This is a genomic window from Faecalibacterium sp. IP-1-18 (genome assembly GCF_023347355.1).
In the GTDB taxonomy this organism is placed as follows: Bacteria; Bacillota; Clostridia; order Oscillospirales; family Ruminococcaceae; genus Faecalibacterium; species Faecalibacterium prausnitzii.
The window spans coordinates 1,981,673-1,998,476 of record NZ_CP094472.1 but is presented as its reverse complement, the minus strand read 5'-3'; the positions used below and the strand labels follow the sequence as shown (position 1 = coordinate 1,998,476).

Below are 16,804 nucleotides of genomic sequence, written 5' to 3'. Positions count from 1 at the left end.
GAAAAAAGTGGGTCAGAAACGTCCGCAGACGTTTCTGACCCACAAAACTCTAAAATCGTCAGGCGGGCGGGTTACTGCTGGGCAAAGATCTTTACCTCGTCCTTGTCCATAAAGGCGGCACCCGCGAAGCCTGCGGCTTCCAGCTGACCCAGCTGCTTGCCCAGCTTTTTGCCCTGCGGCAGCACGGTGACGTTGTACTGCTCGCGCAGCGCAGCGGCCTTGCTCAGCACGGCAGGGAAGTCGGTGTCCTTGCCGTACAGCAGGGCGATCTTCTGCTTTGCACCGGGGATCTGGTAGCCCTGCTCCAGCAGAATGCCGCACACCCGCTCAAAGCCGATGGAGAAGCCCACGGCGGGCACCTGTACGCCAAGGAACTTGCCCACCATGTTGTCGTAGCGGCCGCCGCCGGCCACAGCACCGCTGAACTGCGGGCAGGTCACCTCGAACACCATGCCGGTGTAGTAGCCCTGACCGCGCACCAGACTGGGGCAGTAGGCCACCTGATAGCGGCCGGCAGCCAGCGTGTTGGCGGTAGCCAGAACATACTTCAGGTCATCGGCAATGGCGGGGTCGGCGCAGCGGGCGGCTACGGCGTCCAGCGTCACGTCCCCGGCGGCGATGAAGTCGGCCAGTGCTTGGATGGCGCTTTCCGGCAGCTGCTTCTCGGTCAGCTCAGCCTTCACGCCCTCGGCACCGATCTTGTCCATCTTGTCAAAGGTGATGCAGACGGAATCCAGCGTGTCGGCAGCAAAGCCCATGCTCTCCAGCATCCCGCGCAGGATGCGGCGGTCGTTGATGTTGACGGTAAAGCCGGTAAAGCCGATGTTCAGCAAAGCGCGGGTGGTCACGTCGATCAGCTCCACCTCGGCGTTGGGGGAAGCGTCGCCCAGAATGTCGATATCGCACTGCACGAACTCCCGCAGACGGCCCTTCTGCGGGCGCTCAGCGCGGAACACCCGGTCGGTCTGGATCACCTTGAAGGGGTTGGGCAGCTTGTCCTTGTTGGCGGCGTAGTAGCGGCTCAGCGGCAGGGTGAGGTCGTAGCGCAGACCCATGTCGGACAGCTGCTTGGGGTCGCCGGTGTTCAGGGCAGCGGTCAGCTTATCACCGCGCTTGAGCACCTTGAAGATCAGGTTCAGGTTGTCGCCGCCCTCGGATTTGTCCAGATTTTCCATATCCTCCAGCATGGGGGTGGAGATCCGCTCAAAACCGGCAGAGCGGTAGGTCTCCAGAATCTTGCCCTGAATGTAATCGCGCAGGGTCTGTTCGGCGGGCAGCAGGTCCCGCATACCCTTCAAAGCCTGTGTTTTCATAATAGTAATTCCTCTCTATCTGTAAATTGTACCCGCCCTCGATGCCTGAAAAGGGGCGGGAGCGTTTTTTAACTCAGTACTTTACCATTATAAAGGATAATGCCGGATTGTCAATCCAAATGGGCACACTATCGCAAATTGCACAAATCTTTGAGGTGAAAGTATGAAGCAGCAGTTTGCAGCAAAACATCCGTGGACCATTCTGGCTGCGGGGGCAGCCATTCAGGTGCTTACCGGCTTACCGGCGGCTTGGGGCGTTTTTCAGCAGCCGGTCATGGAGGAATACGGCCTTTCGGAGCAGGGGGCGGGTTACGCCTTTGCCCTGCTTATTGCCGCCTTTGGGGTGGGGTGTGTGCTGGGCGGTTTTTTACAGGATAAAAAGGGCCCGCGCTGCGCAGCATTGTGGGGCACAGCCCTGCTCTGCGGCGGTTTTTTTGCAGCGGCCTTTCTGCCGGGCTGGGCAGGGTGGGGGTTCTTTCTGGCCTTCAGCATCCCGGCGGGGCTGGGCACAGCCTTTTTGTACCCCTCTATCCAGTCCTGCGCCCAAAAGTGGTACGCGGGGCGCAAGGGGCTGGCGACCGGGGTCATCGGCGGAGCGGTGGGACTTTCCGGCGCGTTCCTTACCCTGTTCGTTCGGGCGGCGCTGCGGGGATTTGGCCCGGTACAGGGCATCCGGGGCGCCTTTTGGGCACTGGGTGCGCTTACTTTGCCGGTGTGCCTTGCGGGCAGCGCGGTGCTCAGCGACCCGCCGCAGAAAAAACAGCAGCCAAGCGGCAAAAACACCCTCGACCTTTCTCCGGGGCAGATGCTGCGCACAAAGCAGTACTGGTTGTGTGCGGGCGCGGTATGCTTTTCCACTCCGGCGGTGCTGCTGTTCAGTCCCATCATCTTAAAGCTGGGCATGGAACGCGGGCTGGACGAGACTGCTGCGCTGTGGAGCATCGTACTGGGCAGCGTGGGCAGCGCTGCGGGACGGATGCTGATGCCCATGCTCAGCGACCACATCGGCCGCCGCGCCACCGACCTTGGGCTGTTTGCGGCTTCGCTTGGGCTGTCGGCGGCGTTCTGGGCGGCGCGGGGCTGGTGGGTGGTGGTGTGCTACGCTGGGCTCACCTTCTGCTACTCGGCGCTGGCTGCGGTGCTGCCCGCCCTTTCCACCGACCTGTTCGGCCTGCCCCACGCGGGGGTGAACTACGGCTTTCTGGCGCTGGGGCAGAGCGTGGGCAGTCTTGCGTTCCCCTTTGCAGCCAACTTGCTGGCGCTGGAGAACGGGCGGCACCTGCTTGCCATGGCCGGTGCGGCGGCGGGTTTTGCAGCCATCTGGGCGCTGCATCCGGTGCAGAAAGACCCGCGCTGAAACGCGCAAAAAGAAAAGGGTGCAAAAAGTTTGCCGGTGCTTACGGCAGAATTGACAAAAACTTGACGACTGATTTGTGTAAAGCGGTGGAAATGCCAGTTAGCTCTGCATGACCGTAAAAGCCGACTGTACTTTTTGCAGGAAATGACTTGCAAAATTCGTCCGTTTTCTCTATAATAAAATCATGCGTGGTAGTACCGGTGCAGGCGCTGAAAGAGAGCAGCGCACCCGGTTCGGATGCAAGCAGTATGGAGCAGCAGCTGTGCCGGCAGGGCGCGGCGGCGGTTTTGTGCTGCCAAAGCGACATTTGTCAAAAGGAGAGTATGATTATGACCTATTCGCAGCAAGTACAGAATATGTGCCCGATCACCAAAGGTCCTAAGCATGGTCCGGCTCCCATCCCCGAAGAGGGCGCATGGGTCAAGGCCTATGAGATCAAGGACATCAGCGGCTACACCCATGGTGTGGGCTGGTGTGCACCCCAGCAGGGCACCTGCAAGCTGTCCCTGAACATCAAGAACGGCGTCATCGAAGAGGCTCTGGTGGAGACCATCGGCTGCTCCGGCATGACCCACTCTGCTGCTATGGCAGGCGAGATCCTGCCCGGCAAGACCATTCTGGAAGCTCTGAACACCGACCTGGTGTGCGACGCTATCAACGTGGCTATGCGCGAGCTGTTCCTGCAGATTGTCTACGGCCGCAGCCAGACCGCTTTCTCTGAGGACGGTCTGCCCATCGGCGCAGGTCTGGACGACCTGGGCAAGGGTCTGCGCTCCATGACCGGCACCATCTTCTCCACCAAGGAGAAGGGCGTGCGCTATCTGGAGCTGACCGAGGGCTACATCAACAAGCTGGCAGTGGACGCTAACGATGAGGTCATCGGCTATCAGTTCGTTAAGCTGGGCAAGATGATGGAGGATATCCGTCACGGCAAGACCCCCAACGAGGCTTACGAGAAGAATGTGGGTACTTACGGCCGCTTCAGCAAGGAGCAGGGCGCTGTGAAGTACATCGACCCGCGTGAGGAATAAGAGAGGAGGAACAACTCAATGGCAACTTTTGAATCTATGGATCGCCGTATGCCTAAAATCGAGGCATGCCTGAAGGCTAACGGTCTGGAGTCTCTGGACGCTTGCAACGAGATGCTCCTCACCAAGGGCATCGACTGCGACAAGATCGTCCGCGGCGTGCAGCCCATCTGCTTTGATAACGCTGTCTGGGCTTACACTCTGGGCACTGCTATCGCTGTGAAGCGCGGCCTGACCGACGCTGCCGAGTGCGCAGCTGCTATCGGTGAGGGTCTGGAAGCTTTCACCATCCCCGGCTCTGTTGCTGAGCAGCGTCAGGTCGGTCTGGGTCACGGCAACCTGGGCGCTCGTCTGCTGAGCGAGGACACCACCTGCTTCGCTTTCCTGGCAGGCCACGAGTCCTTTGCTGCTGCTGAGGGTGCTATCGGCATCGCACGCACCGCAAACAAGGTCCGCAAGACCCCCCTGCGCGTCATCCTGAACGGCTTGGGCAAGGACGCAGCTTACATCATTTCCCGTATCAACGGCTTCACCTATGTGCAGACCGAGTACGATATCCCCACCCAGACCCTGACTGTGGTCAAGGAGATCCCCTTCTCCGAGGGTGAGCGTGCAGCCGTTAAGTGCTACGGCGCTAACGACGTTATGGAAGGCGTTGCCATCATGAAGAAGGAGGACGTGCAGTGCTCCATCACCGGTAACTCCACCAACCCCGTCCGCTTCCAGCATCTGGTTGCCGGCACCTACAAGAAGTGGGCTATCGAGAACGGCAAGAAGTACTTCTCCGTCGCTTCCGGCGGCGGCACCGGCCGTACCCTGCACCCCGATAACGTGGCTGCAGGCCCCGCAAGCTACGGCCTGACCGACTCTCTGGGCCGCGTGCACGGTGATGCTCAGTTCGCAGGCTCCTCTTCTGTGCCCGCACACGTTGAGATGATGGGTCTGATCGGCATGGGCAACAACCCCATGGTCGGCGCCACCGTTGCCTGCGCTGTTGCTGCAGCTCAGGCCAACGCCTAAGTCTTTCCTAAGTTTCAGCGAGGGGGAGCTGCTTTCCGAATGAGCAGCTTCCCCTTTTTTGCTGATAGATATCCGAACACAAGCAACCCAAAACAAGAAGGATGAAACAATGAAAAAGAATCAGATCCGCAAGAGCGTGGCTGCGCTGGCCATGGCGGCTGTTGTAAGCGTCAGCCTGTTGGGCTACGGCTGCGGCAGCAAGTCTGCCTCCTCCACCGCAGGCGTGTCCGGCGAGTTCACCGGTACAGCCAAGGGCATGGGCGGCGATGTTACCGTCACCCTGACCCTGACCGACGGCAAGATCACCGGCTGCACCGCCGAGGGCAAGGATGAGACCCCCGGCATCGGCACCATGGCTCTGGAGCAGCTGCCCGGCGCCATTGCCGAGAGCGGCAGCATTGCCGTGGACGGCGTGGCCACCGCAACCATCACCTCCGACGCCATCAAGGAGGCTGCTGCTGCCGCTCTGGTCGCAGCCGGCCTGAACGCTGATGACTACAAGACCGAGGTCAAGGCCGAGGAAAACAAGGCCGAGGACTCCACCATTGATGCAGACATTGCCATCGTGGGTGCAGGCGGTGCAGGCATGACTGCTGCCATCACTGCTGCTGCCGAGGGCAAGAGCGTGGTCATTCTGGAAAGCCAGCCCATGGTGGGCGGCAACTCCGTGCGCGCTACCGGCGGCATGAACGCCGGCAAGACCGTGTATCAGGATGAGAACGAGTTCGGCGAGTCCGCAGGCGTGGAAAAGACCCTGAAGACCGCTGCTGAAAAGTACGCCGACAACGCCACCATCACCGCTTTGGCAAAGACCGTCTCTGAGCAGTGGGCAGCTTATCAGGCAGACCCCAAGGGCTACTTCGACTCTGTGGAGCTGATGGAGCTGGACACCATGATCGGCGGCAAGGGCATCAACGACCCCGCTCTGGTGGAGACTCTGTGCTCTAACAGCGCTGACGCCATCGACTGGCTGGACGAGCACGGCATCACTCTGCACAGCGTTTCCAGCTTCGGCGGCGCATCCGTCAAGCGTATCCATCGCCCCGTGGATGCTGAGGGCAAGACCCTTTCTGTGGGCTCTTACATGATCCCCCTGCTGCAGGAGAACTGCGACAAGGCCGGCGTGCAGACCCTGCTGAACACCACCGCTACCGAGCTGCTGACCGATGCAAACGGCGCTGTTGTGGGCGTGAAGGCTACCGGTTCCACCGGCGAGACCATCACCGTGAATGCCAAGGCTGTGGTGCTGACCACCGGCGGCTTCGGCGCAAATCTGGACATGGTCACCGAGTACAAGCCCGAGCTGAAGGGCTTTATGACCACCAATGCCGCAGGCGCACAGGGTCAGGGCATTGAGATGGCTACCGCTGTGGGCGCTGACACTGTGGACATGGATCAGATCCAGATCCACCCCACCGTGGAGGCTAACACCGCTGCTCTGATCACCGAGGGTCTGCGCGGCGACGGCGCTGTGCTGATCAACGCCGAGGGCAAGCGCTTCATCGATGAAGTGGGCACCCGTGACGTGGTTTCTGCTGCCGAGATCGCTCAGACCGGCAGCTACAGCTGGCTGGTGGTGGATCAGGCTATGGTCGATGCCTCCAGCGTCATTCAGGGCTACATCAAGAAGGGCTACACCGTGACCGGCCAGACCTACGAGGAACTGGCAAAGGCTATGGGCGTGGACGAGGCTGCTTTTGCCGAGACCATGAAGACTTGGAACGGCTACGTTGCCGCCAAGAACGACCCCGACTTTGGCCGCACCAGCTTTGCAAAGGCTCTGGATACTGCTCCCTACTATGCTATCAAGGTCACCGCAGGTGTGCACCACACCATGGGCGGCCTGAAGATCAACACCAACACCGAGGTGCTGAAGGCTGACGGCTCTGTGATCCCCGGCCTGTTCGCAGCAGGTGAGGTGACCGGCGGCGTGCACGGTGCAAACCGTCTGGGCGGCAACGCTGTGGCCGACTTTACCGTCTTTGGCCGCATTGCCGGTGCAGCTGCCAGCAAGTACGCTGCATGAGCATAAAGCAAAAAAATTCTGACACCGCCGCCCCCAAGGGCAGCGCGTGGAAGAAAAATGTGATCTTTGCACTGGTGGTGCTGGCACTGGCCGCAGGTATTTTTCTTGCGGTGCGGGCGCAGCACCCCGCCAAGGGCAGCGGCTTACAGGCCGTTGTGGATTTCGGTGACGGCGTTACCGAGACCCTGCCCCTTGCGCAGGATCATGATTACCTGTACGAGGTAGGGGACTACATCGTGCATCTGCAGGTGAAGGATGGTGCCATCGCGTTTTTGGACAGTCAGTGCCCGGACCATGTCTGTGAGCAATTCGGCTGGCTGGACAAGGACGGCGCATGGGCCGCCTGTGTGCCCGCAGGGGTGTATGTGGTGGTAGAGCCCATCACAGACGCAGGGTAAAAAAGAATAAATCAGCCGGGCCTTCGGGTCCGGCTGATTTTCTTTTTGAGGGAAAAACGGCAAAAGAACCCTCTCAGGCATCGCTGTGCGATGCCAACTCCCCCGAAGGGGGAGCTTTTTGGCGTGAGCCGATAGTTGCAGAGAATCTCCCCCATCTGAGATTCTGAAAAGCCTGCGGGCTTTTCAGAACCCTTTTTCACAGGAAGGAGAGCAGAGGAGAGGCAGTTTGAATCGTATTATATAAAGATAAGCAACTGCTCAGCGGCGCACAAAGAAAGCCATTCTTTGTTAAAAAAGTCTGAAACTTTGTGGAAATGCCGTGAAACGAAAATTGGACGCTTGTTTATCGGGGCAAAATGCGATACACTACAAATAAGAGTTTCTGACGGGTGCTTTTGCAAAAAGCACCTTGTCATAAAAGAACCTAGGAGGAACGGCAAGAATGATCTGGAACAAGTCTAAACAGCCCGCCGACCCGCAGCAGGACGCAGCGGCTGCACCCAAAAAAGGCGGTGCAGCAGCCTTTGCCCAAAAGAACTGGAAGTGGCTGGTGCCGGTGGCCATCGTGGTGCTGGCAGGCGGCTGGTGGCTGCTGAAGCCCAAGGGTGCAAAGCCCGCCAACGTGGATACTTCCTATACAGAAGCAGTGCCGGAGACCCGGGATGTCTCCAACACGCTCAGCGGCACTGGTACGCTGAAGCCTGCCAATACTTACAGCGTCAAATCGCTGGTGCCCGGCAAGGTGCTGACCGGCGGCTTTGAGGAGGGCGATATCGTGGAGGAGGGCACTGTGCTCTACACGGTGGATTCCTCCGATGCAACCACCAAGGTGGAGCAGGCAGCCATCACCCTGCAGCAGGCGCAGCGCAGCTACGACAAGACCGCCGACCATCAGTATGTGCGTGCCGAGGTGGCGGGCGTCGTCAGCAGCCTGAAGGTGAACAAGGGCGATGAGGTAAAGAGCGGTCAGGAGGTGGCCGTGGTGCGGGACAGCTCCAAGATGAATCTGGTGCTGGAGTTCCCGGCTGCGGATGCTGCTAACTTCTCGGCGGGGCAGACCGCCCAGGTGACGCTGGACGGTACTTTTGAGGTGCTGCCCGGCACTATTACCGCTGTGACCGGCACCGATGCCCTGAGCACGGGCAACCTGCTCACCCGCACTGTGACCCTCTCGGTGTCCAATGCGGGTGGTCTGACCACGGCACAGGCTGCAACGGCTACTATCAACGGGGTGAGCTCCATTGCAGCAGCCAACTTCCAGTATCAGGCCGAGCGTACCCTGACTGCGCTGGCTTCCGGTACCGTCACCGCCATCAATGTGCGGGAGGGCGGCAGCGTGAACAAGGACGATATCATCCTGACCCTCAGCGGTGAGGAACTGACAGAGTCCATCCAGTCTGCCTCCGAGACCCTGCGCGGCGCGGAACTGTCCATGCAAAATATGCAGGACGCCATGGATAACTACACCATCACCTCGCCCATCAGCGGCACCATCATCGAGAAAAATGCCAAGGTGGGCGATGCCCTGAGCACCGGCAGCGACCTGTGCACCATCTACGACCTGAGTTATCTGGAAATGACCATCAACGTGGACGAGCTGCAGGTCAGCAGCCTGAAGGTGGGGCAGTCCGTACAGGTGACCGCAGATGCCGTGAAGGATAAGACCTACGAGGGCTTGGTCACCCGTGTGTCCATGAAGGGTGATACCAGCGGCGGTACCACCACCTACCCGGTGACCGTGCGCATTGACGAGACCGATGGTCTGCGCCCGGGCATGAATGCCAACGCCGAGATCGTGGTGGCGCAGGCGAAAAATGCGCTCACCGTGCCCAATGCCGCCATTGTGCGGGGCGGTTATGTGCTGGTGCGGCAGGATTCTCCCAGCGCCGTGAACGCCGATGATTCCATGAGCGCACCGGAGGGCTATGTGTATGTCAAGGTCAAGACCGGTGTCAGCGACGACAACTATACGCAGGTGACCAGCGGCCTGTCCGAGAGTGATACCATCGCCTACGACCCCAGCTCCGTGAGCAGCGACAGCTACTATGACGACGGCGGCTATGACGATATGGACGGCGAAGTGATCGGCGGCGCCGGAAACAATGCAGACCTTGCCGAGGGCGGCGAGGAGACGCTGCCGGAGGAGACGGAAAACGGTGAAGCCCCCGCAGCGGACGCTGAAGAGCCCGCAGAGGGCATCGACCCCGCCGAGGCCGGCGCAGTCGTGGTGGATTGACGCAGGAGGGATGAATGAGCGCTCTGATCGAGTTTGATGAAGTCTGCAAATATTACCAGATGGGCGATACCACGGTAAAGGCTGCCGACCACATCACCATGAAAATCGAAAAAGGCGAGTTCGTGGCCATCGTGGGTCAGTCCGGTTCGGGCAAATCCACCTGCATGAACATCATCGGCTGTCTGGATGTGCCTACCTACGGCACCTACCGGCTCAATGGCCGGGATGTGGGCAAGATGAACCGCAACGAGCTGGCCGCTGTCCGCAACGAGATGCTGGGCTTTATCTTCCAGCAATACAATTTGCTGCCCAGGCTGAACCTGATGGAAAACGTGGAGGTGCCGCTGGTGTATGCGGGCATCTCCCGCGCCGAGCGCCACATCCGCGCCCGGGAGGTGCTGGAGCAGGTGGGGCTTGGCGACAAGCTGAAAAACCGCCCCAACCAGCTTTCCGGCGGCCAGCAGCAGCGCGTGTCCATTGCGCGGGCACTGGTGCGCAACCCGCCGGTCATTCTGGCGGACGAGCCCACCGGCGCGCTGGACTCCCATACCGGCCGCGAGGTGCTGGGGCTTTTGCAGCAGCTGCACAAGCAGGGACACACCGTAGTGCTGATCACCCACGACAATTCCATTGCCGTGCAGGCCGACCGCATCATCCGGCTGGAGGACGGTCAGGTGGTGTATGACGGCGACTCCCACGCACCGGAGGCCATGGTGCAGCCCACCCTGCTGCCCGAAACGCCGGAAAAGGAGGAACAGGCATGATCTTTGAAACCTTCCGGCAGGCCATCCAGAACGTGTGGAGCAACAAGCTGCGCACCTTTCTGACCATGCTGGGCATCATCATCGGCGTGATGGCGGTCATCGTCATCGTGGGTCTGGGCAACGGCATGACCAAGAGCATGCGGGACAGCTTTTCCGCACTGGGCACCAACACCCTCAGCATTCAGGTGTGGGGCTACGGCTCCCGCTCCGTGTCGGTGGAGGAGATGTATGATATCTGCCAGCGGCATTCCGACCTGATCAAGGCGGTGTCGCCGCAGGTCAACTTCAGCGGCAAAGCCAGCGGTACGCTGAAGATCGGTACCACCAGCTACCGCTGGTCCAACATGAGCGGTGTGGACGAAAACTTTACCGAAATGAAGAATTACCAGATCGTTCAGGGGCGCGGCCTGCAATACATGGATATGCAGGACAACAAGCAGGTCTGCGTCATCGGCGATTACCTCAACCGCGTAGCCTTTGGCGGCAACGGTGTGGGGCAGACGCTCAAGATCGGTGCCAACAAGTTCCGCGTCGTAGGTGTGCTGTCTGCCAAAGTCAGCGACCCCACTATGCAGCAGGGCAGCGATGACGATTGCGTTTACCTGCCCTACACCACCGTGATGCGGCTTTCCAGCCAAAGCATGGTGGACTGCTACACCGCCATGATGGCCGACGAAAGCCTTGCCAACGAGGCCAAGAGCACGATGGAAGAGGAATTGATGTCGATCCTCAAGACCGAAAACGGCTACTATGTGTACAGCGCCAGCGAGTGGCTGGAGGAAATGAACAAGATGATCAACATGGTCATCGTGATACTTACCGGCATTGCCAGCATCTCGCTGCTGGTGGGCGGCATCGGCATTATGAACATCATGCTGGTGTCTGTGACCGAGCGCACCCGCGAGATCGGCATCCGCAAGGCGCTGGGCGCAAAGGAGCGCACCATTCTGGCGCAGTTTGTGGTGGAAGCAGCCACTACCTCGGCGCTGGGCGGCGTTTTAGGCATTGCGCTGGGCTATGCGGTGTCCATGGCGGCAAACAAGGTGCTGCCCATGTTCATGACCGATACCACTGTTACGGTAAGCCCCTCCTTCAACTCCATTGTGGTGGCCTTTGGCATCTCGGTGGGCATCGGCGTGCTGTTCGGCTATCTGCCGGCGCGGCGCGCAGCCCGGCTGAACCCCATTGAAGCATTGCGCTACGATTGATCGCGGCGGCGTGATAAACAAAGAACAAGAGGTACGACCAATGAAAAAACGGATTCTCGCATTTCTGCTGGCGGTCAGCATTGCGGTGTCGGTGCTGGTGCTGCCGGTCTCGGCGGCCAGCATCAACAACACGGCCCTGCAGACGGCTATTACTCTGGGCGCTGTGCCCACCGGTCAGGAGCTTAGCGCCAACATTACCCGCGGCGCTTTTGCCAAAATGCTGGTGTCCTTTTCCACCTACCGGGAGAGCGTAGGCGCACAGGGCACGGTGGGCACTTTGTACCGGGATGTGCCCGGCAGCTCCCAGTGGGCACCCTACATCCGCATTGCGGTGCAGCAGGGCTGGATGAACGGTTACACCGACGGCTCCTTCCGCCCGGACAACACCGTCACGCTGGAGGAAGCCTGTGCGGCGGTGCTGAAGCTGCTGAGCTATAAGACCACCGACATGACCGGCTCCTTCCCGCAGGCACAGCTGAACAAGGCGCAGCAGATCGGTCTGCGGGATCAGCTGACCTGCACGCAGGGACAGGCCATGACCTACGAGCAGAGCACCCTGCTGCTGTACAACGCCCTGCGCGCCAACACCGCCAGCGGCAGCGCTTACGGCAGCTCGCTGGGCTTTACGGTGTCCAACGGTCAGGTGGATACCTCTTCGGTGCTGCTCAAGAGCCGCAAGGGTCCCTTTGTAGCAGAAGAGGGCACCCAGCTGCCCTTTACGCCGGTGAGCGTCTACCGCAACGATAAGGCCTCTGCTTCGGCAGAGCTGAACAAGTACGACGTGTACTATTACAGCGAGAGCCTGCAGACGGTGTGGATCTACACCCGCCGCGCCGCAGGCCGCATCACGGCAGTATCGCCCAGCGCCAGCGCGCCTACCGCGCTGACCGTGGCGGGCAGCAATTACACGCTGGGCAGCTCTGCCGTGGCGTCCAAGATCTCCTCCCTGAACGGCGGCGGCGTGGGCGAAGTGGTCACCCTGCTGCTGGGCATGGACAACGAGGTAGCCGATGTGATCACCGGCGAGGAAGCCGACAGCGTGTTCTATGGCGTGGTGCAGACCGCTACCCGCAGCCTTGTAGAGGATAACGGCGCAGACGTGCTGCAAAAGATCTCGGTGATGTGCACCGACGGCATTACCCGCACTGTGAATATCGACAAAAGCCTGAACTACCCCACCGGCTGGCTGGTGGAGATCAGCGTGACCCCCGAAGGGGAACAGGTGACCGCCATCGAGTCCAAATCGGTCAGCGGCACCATCAACGACACCGCCACCGCGCTGGGGGACTATACTCTGGCCGATGACGTACAAATTCTGGATACGACATCGGAGGGGTTGGCTGGGACGGTTCGTCCCAGCCGAATAGCGGGGACAAAGCTGAACACGCTGGCTGTGCGTTACTATACGCTGAATGAGCAGGGACAGATCGACCGCCTGATCCTGAACGATGTCACCGGCGATCTGTGGAAATACGGCGTGCTGGACGATGTGAAGAATCTGGCCTTCAACGCCAGTTCCATTCTGGGCACCCTGACCGGCAGTGGCTCCTCTGGCTCGGGGGATAGCTCTTCCGGGAACGGTTCTTCCGGCTCCGGCAGTGGTTCCACCGGGGACGGCTCCTCCGGTTCCGGCTCTACCGGCGGCACCACCACCACCACCGTGGTGGACGATCTGCGCAGTGTGCTGGTGCCCACCACTAGCGAGATCCTGTGGGGCGTGATCGACGGCTCGCTGCTGAGCACGGTCTGGAACCGCATCACCAGCAGTTCCGGCTCGCTGCTGAGCATCGGTCTCAAGCAGCTGGCCAACATTACCGGCCAGCCTATGAGCACCATCCTCAATTTTGTGGGCGGCGGCGCTACCTACATCTGCTACGTCAACGGCAGTCAGGCCAGCTTTTCCACCTCCATCAAGTATCCGGTGCTGGCGGGCGGTTTGGCAGTGCGGCAAAACGTGAACGGCACGGTAAAGGCCATGATCCAGCTGATGCCCATGAAGATCGATCAGGTGGGTGCAGCCTCGGTGATGAGCAACGGCACCCGCTACGAGACGGCTGACGATATGCAGGTGTACCTATGGTACAAGGGGCAGTATTACGCCACCAAGCTCTCTGAGGTGAACTCTGAGGGCTACTACCTGACCGGCTGGTACGATAACTTTGGCTGCGCAGCAGGCAAGCGCGTGCGGGTGATCGTGGCGGTCAAAAAGGACTGATGGACTACTATGACCCCCGGCGCAGGGCGCTGCGGGCGGTACGGCAGCTGCTCTACCCGCGCGAGTGCCCCTTCTGCGGCCGGGTGCTGGGGGATGTACGAGATTGCCCGGACTGTGCAGTGCAGCTGGAAACGCTGCGTCGCAAGCCGGGCATCCGGCTGGACCCGGCGCAGCACTATATCAGCAATCTGGCCGGTGCGGCTGCGCCCTACCGTTACAGCGGCTGTGTGCGGCGCGGCATCCTGAACGCAAAGTATCAGGGCAAGCCGTGGCGGGCTGTGGAGATGGGCAACCGTCTGGTACAGCTGGCCTTTGGCGGTGAACTGACCGTGCAGTACGGCGAGCTGCTCCCGCAGCCGGTGCCGTGGGCGGCCATCGGGTACGACCTGATCGTACCGGTGCCGGCCTCCGGTAAAAGGCGCGGCTACAATGTGCCGGAACTGATGGCGCTGCCGCTGGCCAAGGCTATGGAGGTGCCGTTGGCACCGCAGGCACTGGAGCGCACCCGCGCCAAACGGCATCAGGCCGGTCTGCCGCTGGAACAGCGCATAGCCAACGTGGCAGGTGCTTTCCGGGCGGCACAGCCGCAGCAGCTGGAGGGCAAGCGCATCCTGTTGGTGGATGACGTCATCACCACCGGCACAACAGCTGCCGCCTGCGCGCAGGCACTGCTTCACGCCGGGGCAGACAGCGTATTCGCGCTGGCCTTTGCCACGGTGGAGTTTGGCGCACCGCCGGACGACACCACCCCCATCCATGAGGACGATGAGGAAGATGTGTATCGCGATTTTTGAAAATAACGCTCTTTCGCGCATCCTTTTGGCGGGCAAAAGCCGGGACAGTAAAATGTAAAAACTGCATCAGAAATTTGGAAAAAGCGCTTGACAAAACGGACAAAGTCGGGTATACTAATCAAGCTGTGAGCGGCAAAAGCAAACAGATATCCGGGTGTAGCGCAGTTTTGGTAGCGCGCTTGAATGGGGTTCAAGAGGCCGTGAGTTCGATTCTCGCCACTCGGACCATAAGTCCAACGATTTCACGTTAGAAATCGTTGGACTTTTTTGTTTATAGGCTGGCCTCATTTGGCTTTGACCACAATTTTGACCACAATGCCAAAGATTTTATCTGGTCAATCGCAGGGGCAAGTGGGCTTTTTTGACGCAACATCATCTGCTGCGATATGCGAGCCAGCGTTGATGCCAACGATTTGAAAAGCTGGCTCGCGATAATTCGTGCCGTTCCGTCCAATTTTCAGGCCGAAAACGCCTCGCTGAACAACTGGACCGCACTCTGCCGAATGGATTCCTGAACATGGAGATCATGCTCAGTCATCTCGGTATCGGCATGGCCTACGATGCTCTGGATGGTCTGGATATCCACGCCCAACGCCTGCATCGGCGATACAATTCTTTTTGTTTAATGGGCCTGTTTGACGGAGCATACAATCAAATTGTCGGGTTTTGGGCAATACTGTCGATTGCGTCAAACAATTTTTCCCCCCAAAAAAATTGGATTTTGGAGTGTTTTTCATTGACCGATTGCGGAATTAGCTGTAAAATCTAAAAAAGAATAGTGGCTGTAGAGTGGGGTACTCTACGATCTGCTCGATCTTTAAGTATTATGATAAGGATTACGCCAATGCGGTGCTGGAACTGCAGGCGGCCGTCCGGTTACAGGGAGCAGGTACTGAAAGCTATCGGGGGTCTTGCTATTGCACTTGCCAATGATGGAAAGCTGGAAGAGGCACAGCAGGAGCTGGATACATTGCAGAAAAAAGGCGCTTCCTTCGGTGACTGTGATCTGGTTGCGGCAGAGATTCTGTCCTTGCAAAAGAACTATGATCAGGCGCTTGCGCTTTACATAAAAGTGTTCAATGAGGTGGAGGACCCGCAGCTCCTGAGCCATGCTTACCTGTCAGCCGCAAATGCAGCGCTGAATCAGGACGATATGGAAAAGGCTGTGCGCATTCTGAAACAGGGATGCCAGAACCTTCCGGAAGGTCAGGCTGTGCTTCAAAAGGAGATGCTTGCGGATCTTATGATGCAGCAGGCAGCATCTGACAAAGAAAATGCAGAAGAATACTATGCTGAAGCGCAGCAACTGCTGGAGGAACTGGTGGACAGCGGCTACGATACTATTGCCACCCGGTTGAATCTGGCAACTGTACTGCAGGCATTGGATCAGTACAGTGAAGCTGAAAAGGTTTTGAAAGATCTGCAGGAGCAGTATCCATCGGATTATCGTTTTGATATGCAGATGGCCTATCTTCTGATCGACCAGCTCCGCACCAGCGGATGGCTCAAATAAGGAGGGAATACCTGCGTCTACCGGACAGATCTTTTTTGTGGTTGGAATCGTTGGCATGATCGTTTCGGCTGTTGCGGCAGTCGTTTCAGCATGGATCCTGCGCAGCAGGAAAAAAAGCTGAAGGAACAGATCTGGAACGAGTATCAATAAAAATCAATCGATTAAGGGGTATGAAAAAATGCTGAAAAAACTTAGTGTAACGGCTGTTATTCTTGCAATGTCGGCCATGCTTCTGGTGCCGACTGCATACGCGGTGCAGTCAGTAGACGCACCGGCACAGGTGGCTTTGTGACGATTGACGGCAAGCTGTATCATGTTTCGAAGAATGGCTATGCCATCGATCGGTACGCCAAGGGTTTGCACGAGATCGACGGAGGAATGTACTATGTCAAAGAGGATGGCTCGTTCCTGACGAACAGCGCGGTAGAATACCTTACTTTTGATGCGAATGGCCGCTATACCTCTGGCAATGCAACGCTGGACAGCTATGTGGATCAGGCACTGGCTGCGTGCACAAACTCTGGCATGACGAAGGCGCAAAAGCTGCGCGCCGCCTATTTGTATGTCCGGGATCACGGCGCATACCTTGCCCGTCCGCATCAGGCAAGAGGCACAACGGCTTGGGCAGAAGAGAGCGCTTTGTTCATGTTTGAACACAAAAAGGGCAACTGCTACTGCTTTGCAGGCCAGTTCCTTTATATGGCCCGGCGGCTGGGCTACAATGCCTATGTAGTGTCTGGCGGTGTGGGCCGCAAGGACTCGGACCATGCATGGGTCATGATCTGCGAGAACGGAGTTCCCTATATCTATGATGTGGAACTGGAGTGGGGCTATCGTGCCGGCAGATACGGCCATGCAGAATATAATATGTATAAAATGCCGCTGAATAAAACGGTGTTCAGCTACCAGTTTCCGTGATTGCTGAGGTAGCC

Annotated in this window: 14 protein-coding genes and 1 tRNA gene; 13 read left to right on the top strand and 2 right to left on the bottom strand. The window is 58.9% G+C overall.

All coding sequences use genetic code 11. The features are described 5' to 3' along the window. Positions 1-71 precede the first annotated feature (71 nt). Positions 72-1,313 (bottom strand): histidine--tRNA ligase, encoded by a 1,242-nt coding sequence (hisS, locus tag MTP43_RS09410; RefSeq protein ID WP_005922099.1) that lies wholly within the window; start codon positions 1,311-1,313, stop codon positions 72-74. Between the two features lie 163 nt (positions 1,314-1,476). Between hisS and MTP43_RS09405 the strand changes: the two genes are divergently transcribed. From MTP43_RS09405 to MTP43_RS09355, 11 genes are all read left to right on the top strand, one after another. Beyond that, entirely contained in the window at positions 1,477-2,670 is a 1,194-nt protein-coding gene (locus tag MTP43_RS09405) for an MFS transporter (RefSeq protein ID WP_005922096.1), read from the top strand. 329 nt (positions 2,671-2,999) lie between these two features. After that, positions 3,000-3,701 (top strand): iron-sulfur cluster assembly scaffold protein, encoded by a 702-nt coding sequence (locus tag MTP43_RS09400; RefSeq protein ID WP_015537775.1) that lies wholly within the window; start codon positions 3,000-3,002, stop codon positions 3,699-3,701. An 18-nt stretch (positions 3,702-3,719) separates the two neighbouring features. Next, on the top strand, positions 3,720-4,718 hold the full coding sequence (locus tag MTP43_RS09395) for a GGGtGRT protein (RefSeq protein WP_005922092.1): 999 nt from the start codon (positions 3,720-3,722) through the stop codon (positions 4,716-4,718). Between the two features lie 109 nt (positions 4,719-4,827). After that, positions 4,828-6,744: a flavocytochrome c gene (locus tag MTP43_RS09390; RefSeq protein WP_044959967.1), complete on the top strand. Its 1,917-nt coding sequence runs from the start codon at positions 4,828-4,830 to the stop codon at positions 6,742-6,744. After that, positions 6,741-7,142 carry a NusG domain II-containing protein gene (locus MTP43_RS09385; RefSeq protein WP_005922088.1) on the top strand — a complete coding sequence of 134 codons (402 nt, stop codon included), beginning with the start codon at positions 6,741-6,743 and terminating at the stop codon, positions 7,140-7,142. Before MTP43_RS09390 ends, MTP43_RS09385 begins: the two co-directional genes overlap by 4 nt. 442 nt (positions 7,143-7,584) lie before the next feature. Then, a complete protein-coding gene (locus MTP43_RS09380; RefSeq protein ID WP_005922086.1) occupies positions 7,585-9,378 on the top strand; it encodes an HlyD family efflux transporter periplasmic adaptor subunit in 1,794 nt (597 codons plus the stop codon). Positions 9,379-9,392: 14 nt separating this feature from the next. Next, positions 9,393-10,142, top strand: a complete 750-nt coding sequence (locus tag MTP43_RS09375; RefSeq protein WP_005922084.1) for an ABC transporter ATP-binding protein — start codon at positions 9,393-9,395, stop codon at positions 10,140-10,142. Then, positions 10,139-11,350, top strand: coding sequence for an ABC transporter permease (locus tag MTP43_RS09370; protein WP_005922082.1), 1,212 nt, complete (start codon positions 10,139-10,141; stop codon positions 11,348-11,350). Before MTP43_RS09375 ends, MTP43_RS09370 begins: the two co-directional genes overlap by 4 nt. A 40-nt stretch (positions 11,351-11,390) precedes the next feature. After that, the gene (locus MTP43_RS09365) at positions 11,391-13,565 is read left to right on the top strand and encodes an S-layer homology domain-containing protein (RefSeq protein WP_113620932.1); all 2,175 of its coding nucleotides are present in this window, start codon (positions 11,391-11,393) and stop codon (positions 13,563-13,565) included. Next, positions 13,565-14,359 (top strand): ComF family protein, encoded by a 795-nt coding sequence (locus MTP43_RS09360; protein ID WP_005922078.1) that lies wholly within the window; start codon positions 13,565-13,567, stop codon positions 14,357-14,359. The genes MTP43_RS09365 and MTP43_RS09360 overlap by 1 nt, the downstream gene beginning before the upstream one ends. 150 nt (positions 14,360-14,509) lie before the next feature. Continuing rightward, positions 14,510-14,587, top strand: a tRNA-Pro gene (locus MTP43_RS09355). Positions 14,588-14,816: 229 nt separating this feature from the next. On the opposite strand, the gene MTP43_RS09350 is transcribed toward MTP43_RS09355, so the two are convergent. Then, complete coding sequence (locus MTP43_RS09350; RefSeq protein ID WP_005922075.1) at positions 14,817-14,960, bottom strand: hypothetical protein; 144 nt, start codon at positions 14,958-14,960, stop codon at positions 14,817-14,819. A 243-nt stretch (positions 14,961-15,203) separates the two neighbouring features. Between MTP43_RS09350 and MTP43_RS09345 the strand changes: the two genes are divergently transcribed. Together MTP43_RS09345 and MTP43_RS09340 are read left to right on the top strand one after the other, a co-directional pair. Next, positions 15,204-15,872 (top strand): tetratricopeptide repeat protein, encoded by a 669-nt coding sequence (locus MTP43_RS09345; protein ID WP_112121922.1) that lies wholly within the window; start codon positions 15,204-15,206, stop codon positions 15,870-15,872. A 288-nt stretch (positions 15,873-16,160) separates the two neighbouring features. Beyond that, a complete protein-coding gene (locus MTP43_RS09340) occupies positions 16,161-16,790 on the top strand; it encodes a transglutaminase-like domain-containing protein (protein WP_097783515.1) in 630 nt (209 codons plus the stop codon). The last annotated feature ends 14 nt before the right edge of the window (positions 16,791-16,804 follow it).